The sequence below is a fragment of the uncultured Nostoc sp. genome (assembly GCF_964245575.1).
In the GTDB taxonomy this organism is placed as follows: domain Bacteria; phylum Cyanobacteriota; class Cyanobacteriia; order Cyanobacteriales; family Nostocaceae; genus Nostoc.
In genome coordinates this window covers 22,277-28,276 of sequence record NZ_CAXTNP010000075.1, presented here as the reverse complement: position 1 = coordinate 28,276, position 6,000 = coordinate 22,277, and the positions used below count along the sequence as shown (strand labels likewise).

Annotated in this window: 4 protein-coding genes and 1 pseudogene; 2 read left to right on the top strand and 3 right to left on the bottom strand. The window is 42.5% G+C overall.

Annotated features, from left to right (window positions below; genetic code table 11):
- Window positions 1–219 precede the first annotated feature (219 nt).
- Window positions 220–1,059, bottom strand: coding sequence for a formate dehydrogenase accessory sulfurtransferase FdhD (fdhD, locus tag ACFFAP_RS14375; RefSeq protein WP_375511835.1), 840 nt, complete (start codon window positions 1,057–1,059; stop codon window positions 220–222).
- A gap of 143 nt (window positions 1,060–1,202) precedes the next feature.
- On the opposite strand from fdhD, the gene ACFFAP_RS14370 reads away from it, so the two are divergent.
- Complete coding sequence (locus tag ACFFAP_RS14370; RefSeq protein WP_375511834.1) at window positions 1,203–2,384, top strand: serine hydrolase domain-containing protein; 1,182 nt, start codon at window positions 1,203–1,205, stop codon at window positions 2,382–2,384.
- Between the two features lie 36 nt (window positions 2,385–2,420).
- Here the strand turns inward: ACFFAP_RS14370 and ACFFAP_RS14365 are convergent.
- A pseudogene (locus ACFFAP_RS14365) lies at window positions 2,421–2,519 on the bottom strand (Uma2 family endonuclease); the annotation flags it as partial.
- Window positions 2,520–2,810: 291 nt separating this feature from the next.
- On the opposite strand from ACFFAP_RS14365, the gene ACFFAP_RS14360 reads away from it, so the two are divergent.
- A complete protein-coding gene (locus ACFFAP_RS14360; RefSeq protein ID WP_375511833.1) occupies window positions 2,811–3,260 on the top strand; it encodes an orange carotenoid protein N-terminal domain-containing protein in 450 nt (149 codons plus the stop codon).
- 159 nt (window positions 3,261–3,419) lie between these two features.
- On the opposite strand, the gene ACFFAP_RS14355 is transcribed toward ACFFAP_RS14360, so the two are convergent.
- On the bottom strand, window positions 3,420–5,642 hold the full coding sequence (locus ACFFAP_RS14355; RefSeq protein WP_375511832.1) for an FdhF/YdeP family oxidoreductase: 2,223 nt from the start codon (window positions 5,640–5,642) through the stop codon (window positions 3,420–3,422).
- Window positions 5,643–6,000: the final 358 nt, after the last annotated feature.

Genomic DNA, 6,000 nt, shown 5'->3' with positions numbered 1-6,000 from the left:
ACAGGTGCGACGCCGATAGCGTTCGCGCAGCGTCTCGTAGAGAAGCGTTAGCGAGCCCGCCTTCTCTACGAGACGCTCCGCGAACAGCATCGCTTTCATAAATCTCCACAAACAAAGCGATGTCTACGACGGGTTATTCGGGGTCGCTTAACTTTTAAAACAGTCGCTACAAACTTTTTTGCAACAATTTAGCCTCGCCACGCCACTACGAAAGTGTTCTTAAGCAGCGTTTATTCTTTCCAAACCAGTGTAAATATTGAATCGTTCTCCGCGCAGGAATCCAATTAAGGTAATCCCGAATTCCTTGGCGACAGACACCGCCAAACTACTGGGAGCGGAAACAGAACAGACAATGGGAACTCCAGCAGTTGTAGACTTTTGCAAAATCTCAAAACTAGAACGTCCGCTCACTAAAACAATACAATTATTTAAAGGCAACTCGTCACTGAGCAAAGCTGTACCAATCAATTTATCCAAAGCATTGTGTCGCCCAACATCTTCGTGCAGGTTTAGCAATTGTCCTTGAGCATTGAAGGTAGCCGCAGCGTGCAAACCCCCTGTAGCAGTGAAGATACCTTGAGCAGCCCGAAGCTTATCAGGTAGGCTGTAGATGATCTCAGGTGTTACTGTTGGGCCAGAAGGAATTACTGGACATCCCCGCAGACGCAAAGCTTCAAGGCTAGCTTTACCACATACCCCACAGGCGCTACTAGTGTAGAAATGACGCTCCAAAGGCTGTAAGTCTGGAATCAACCCATCCCGCAGTTCTACATTTACAATATTATGGCGCTGTTCACCATCTACTAATTCATCTACGCAGTAGCTGATACGTCGAATATCTTCTCTGCTATTAACGACTCCTTCACTGTAGAGGAAACCAGCAGCTAGTTCAAAATCTGCCCCTGGCGTCCGCATGGTTACAGCTACCGTCTTCTGGAAAGGGACAAGACGAATTTCTAAAGGTTCTTCAGTGGTGAGTTGGTCTAAACGCGATCGCATTTTACCATTTTCCACTACCCAAACAGTGGCTTTGGTCTTACTTTTAGTTGGCGTTTTCATATTTGTGAAAGTTGATGAATTGAAATTTTGATACTAATCTGGAAACAAAGTAATGCTATTTATATGTCAGATGTCAGGTTGATGCTTACCAATTACTTTGTGCAGTTGAGCTAAATCGGCTATGTTTCTGTTTAGGAAGTAAAATGAACCTAAAACTTTTGGCTTTCAGCAAAATTTTATTTACAATAGTCTTTGTGATTTCCCTTGGTTTTACAGGATATTTAGTGGCTAATAACATTAGTCAGAGAGTAATTGAAAAATCTCTTGCTAAACAAGTGATATTTACCTCCACCGTTGGAAAAAGTTCTCAACTACAGAAGCTTTTAAATGAGATAATTGTAAAACATAAAATACCTGGTGCAGTCATGTATATTACTACACCTAAAGGTTCTTGGCTGGGAGCATCTGGTGTGAATAGCTTGTCAACTAAAACCAGGATGAAACCCACAGATGGCTTTTCTATTGCCAGTATGAGTAAAACTTTTGTGGCGGTGGTTGTGCTGAAATTAGTGGAGCAAGGAAAGATAGGATTAGATCGGGCGATCGCAACCTACTTACCAAGAGACATCAGTCCTCATATTGTCAACAGCGATAAAATTACAGTTCGTCAACTGCTCAATCACACCAGTGGTGTTGCTGAATACCTAGATACAAAAGAGTTTATTCAAGCTACGGCGAAAAGAAGTCGCTCACAGCCTTGGACAGCCAGAGAAGCTATTCAATATATGTACCGAGAGCAACCGCAGGCAAATCCTGGAGAAAAATTTATTTATACTGATTGCAACTACATTCTTTTGGAACTGATTGTTGAAAACATCACTAGGGGAACTCTCGCCCAAGCAATTCGCAGTCAGATTTTAAAACCATTAGGATTAAAACATACCTTCACGGAATTGCGCGAACCGATAATTGGAGAAGTCGCTACAGGTTATGGCGATCGCAATAAGGATGGTAAGCTAGATAGCTACGCCGCAGTCAATGATGGCAATGGTTTGGGAGATGGTGGATTGGTTTCAACAGCAGAGGATTTAGCCAAGTTCGCCAAAGCGCTATTCGTCAAAAAAACCTTACTTTCCTCCAAGACGATGAAAGAAATGTTGAAATTTAAAGATAATGGCGCAGGTTATAGTTATGGGTTGGGTGTAGAACGATTTTCATCTCCTTTAGCAAAAGCAATTGGTCATAGTGGTATAGCTTATGGCTTTGCAACATTGCTTGCATATTTACCCAATGAAAAAACTACTATAGTAGTGCTGCTAAACAATCAGAATGTTGATATTAAATCAGTAGCTAGAACAGGTTTAGAGGTTGTCGAGAATCATTGATACTAATTTGTAATTAGAATTTTCACCCTACTGGCATTATAAACTTTCTGGGTCAATGTTCAGTTCTCGCAATTTGGCTGCTAGGCGTTCAGCACGTTGTCTTTCTTGTTCTGCGACTTCTTCCGGTGTAGGAACTTACTGTAATCTAGGTTTGTTTTTCCAGACGCGCGATCGCATTATAATCAGGAACCTCTTCAAGCGATCGCTTACAGTCACAGACGTTACTAGCTTTCGTATACATCAAAGCAGGCATTTTTGTAACTAGCAACTTAAGTTATCTATATCTGTCTTATGTAGTGATCCTATCCCTACCCTAAGTAGGGTTATCTATTTCCATTTGTTCGTTAAGTTATATGAAGGTACTGCAAACAAATCTTTACAGTAACTAACGAAATCAGAATAACCTTAACTTAGTTGGAGTTTTTTATGACTTACACAATTGATGAAGCAACAAAACCGGCTTTAGAAAGTTTTCAACGCTTTGATGTAGATACTCAGCTAGCCCTACTTTGGTTCGGTTACTTGGATCTTAAAGAGCAGCTACAGCCTGCACCTCCTCAAAGTGTAGAAGTTCTTGCTAGAACACTCTTTGACCAATTCCTGGAATTGTCTAAAGAAGAGCAACTGCAAGCGCAACGTGACATTATTAATGGTGCAGCTAACGAGATCAGCCAAGGCTATAATGCTCTAAGTCCCAATGCCAAATTAGACGTTTGGTTTATGCTGGCACAAGGAATGGAGGATGGAAGCATAATTCAAGTGCCCTCCGACTATCAACTTCCTGGTGAAACGGATGAATTTGTCGCATTGATCAAAAAGCTAGAGTTTGAGCAACGGATTAATTTCATGCTGAGTGTCGTGGAAGCAATGGGTTAGTCAAGTCCAAGTATTTTCAATAGCTTTCTAGAATTGGCGATAACTGAAAGTAGAAAATTACAGCTATTTTTAGGTAAATAGATCAGACCGTAGGGGCACAGCATTGCTGTGCCCCTACCATAGATGTGGTTGAAATAAACTGGGAAAATGAGACTGGATTTAGATTTTTTCCAACCGCACGATCGCATTATAATCAGGGACACCTTCAAGCGATCGCTTACTTTTATCTAGTAGCACATTCCCTTCTGGCCAATGTACCTGCAAGTTTCCTGACTGAATTGGCGCAATGTAGACTTGACATAACAACTCGCCTAAATCATTCTTAAGAATGACGCGATCGCGATCTTTTAAACCCAACTGTGCAGCATCAGCCGCATTCATTAGCACCGCCTCTCGCATCGCCCCAGTAATTGCATCCTTGCTTTCCTGCACCATACTATTAAATTGTTTGCCTCGGCGCGTTGCTAATAAAAAATAACCTTCTGGTAATTCTCTTTGGCGTGGCAATAATACCCCAAAGTGTGCCCTACCATCGGCTGTAGGGAAATTCCAACCAAAGCACAAATGTGATCCACCATATTGAAACTGGTCGCCAGCCTGCTGTAAGTGTTGAATTCCAGCATATTGCGGGACAACTTGAGCAATTTCTTGACGGATAGCAGCTGTGTCAGCAAAAGCTAGCTTATCTGCCAAATCTGGTTTTACCCGCCTTGCCAATTCTAAAAACACTTCCCACTCTGGACGCGCTTCTCCAATCCGCGGCCCCGGAATTTCTGGACTGAAAATTACCCGGCGTTCGGTGTTCGTTTCTGTAACTCCCCCTGGTATTTCGTAGCGAGTTGTCGCAGGTAAAAGCACCACAGTATCAGCAGGTTCCACTAACATTTGGCTAGAGAGAACAATATCTATATGTACCCGTAGCGGTATTGTCTTCAGCGCCGCTTCTACATAATCTGGTTCTGGCAGCACTTCTAAAAAATTCCCACCCACAGAAAACAACACTTCTATTTCCCCCTGATGTGCAGCGTGAATCATTTCTGGAGCAATTAAACCTTTACTTGCTGGCACTTCAAAGCCCCAATGCTGACTCAATTGGGCAGCATTTTCTGGGGTGATAGGTTTACCACCAGGAAATACTGTGGCGTAACATCCCATCTCTGCACCACCCTGCACCCCAGAGTGACCGCGAATTGGCATTAAACCGCAGCCTTCCCGACCGACAAAACCTTTGGTGAGAGCTAAGTTGATAATACTTCGCACATTATCTTCACCGGATTCATGCTGAGTAATACCCATACTCCAAACAAATACGGCTTTATTAGCTTCTTTGACCATTTTGGCAAAGGCGTACATTGACTCGCGGGATGTTCCAGAAAGCCGCTCTAATTCTTCCCAAGATTGGTTTTCTAAAGATGTTTTGAGTTCAGCAAAGCCATCTGTGTATAAATCTATAAATGACTGGTCTACCCAATTGTTAGCAATTATATGTTTAATAGTGCCATTTAAAAACGCTATATCCCCGCCCATGTTGATTAAGAAGAAGTCTTCGGCAAACTTTGTACCGAAAACGGCACTTTCGACAATTGAGGGAACCCAGTAGCGCTCCATTCCTGGCTCACGGTAAGTATTAATGACTACAATCTTAGTGCCAGCTTTCTTGGCATAATGGAGATACTTAACAGTAACAGGCTGATTGTTGGCAACGTTGGAGCCAATGAAGACTAATAAATCAGTTCCAATCCAGTCTTTATAAGAACAAGTGGTAGCCCCAGCACCCAGAGAAGCTTTCAGTCCTGCTGTACTGGGAGAATGGCAAATGCGGGCAGCGTTATCAATATTATTGCTTCCCATTGCCCGCACAGCTTTTTGGGTAGCATAATAAGTTTCGTTGACAGTCCCGCGACTGGTAACATAGAAACTGAGGCGGTCTGGTGTAGTAGTGCGAATGCGATCGCTAATTACTCCTAAAGCTTCATCCCAGCTCGCACGGCGAAAGCCTTTTTCCCCTCGTTGACGAATCATCGGGTACGGGAGTCTTCCCAAGTCACGTAATTGGGCACTTTTTTGCTTTTGTAACTGCGAAACATCTTCCAATAGTACAGCGTCAAAAGCTGGCATAGTATTCATCCGCAACAGCCGCAACCGGACATTGCAGAGATGGATACCATCTAAAGTCCAATCCTTCATCCCGGTTGTTCCGAGAGCGCAACCATCGCAGACACCTTTATCAAGAATATTCCACGCATAAGGTAGTTTGTCACGAGACAGCCAGATTGCGCGAAATACCTCCCAATAATTATTGGGATACTGTTCGCCAATGCCAAAGGGCTTCCAACTTGCCCAATTTGAAGGTGTCCAGTGCTTTTTAGGTTTAGGTAACATGATGTAGTGTGTGAATTGCTGAGTTCTTCCAGGCTACCGTTTTGAATAGCAAATGACTAGCAGGCGGTTAAAAATCTAGACAAAGGAGATGTCTTCTAAAAAAATAAGTTTCTTGTCTTTTAACAACAACTTCAACGTTATTAACTACAGCTTCAGCAATAATAACAACAGCTTAAGCGTTACTTATCAAACTAAGAACGTTATTAACAACAGCTTCCGCAACAATAACAACAGCTTCAGCAGTATTAACAACGACTTAAGCGTTACTTATAACACCTTGAGCATTGATAACTACTGTTTAAGCAGTAGTAACAACAACTTAAGCGTTACTTATTAAACTAGGAACGTTATTAACTAC

Bases quoted from the DNA above. Each gene is read 5' to 3' on its own strand.
- ACFFAP_RS14370 (WP_375511834.1), top strand. From the start codon at position 1,203: ATGAACCTAAAACTTTTGGCTTTCAGCAAAATTTTATTTACAATAGTC.
- fdhD (WP_375511835.1), bottom strand. From the start codon at position 1,059: ATGAAAACGCCAACTAAAAGTAAGACCAAAGCCACTGTTTGGGTAGTG.
- ACFFAP_RS14360 (WP_375511833.1), top strand. From the start codon at position 2,811: ATGACTTACACAATTGATGAAGCAACAAAACCGGCTTTAGAAAGTTTT.
- ACFFAP_RS14355 (WP_375511832.1), bottom strand. From the start codon at position 5,642: ATGTTACCTAAACCTAAAAAGCACTGGACACCTTCAAATTGGGCAAGT.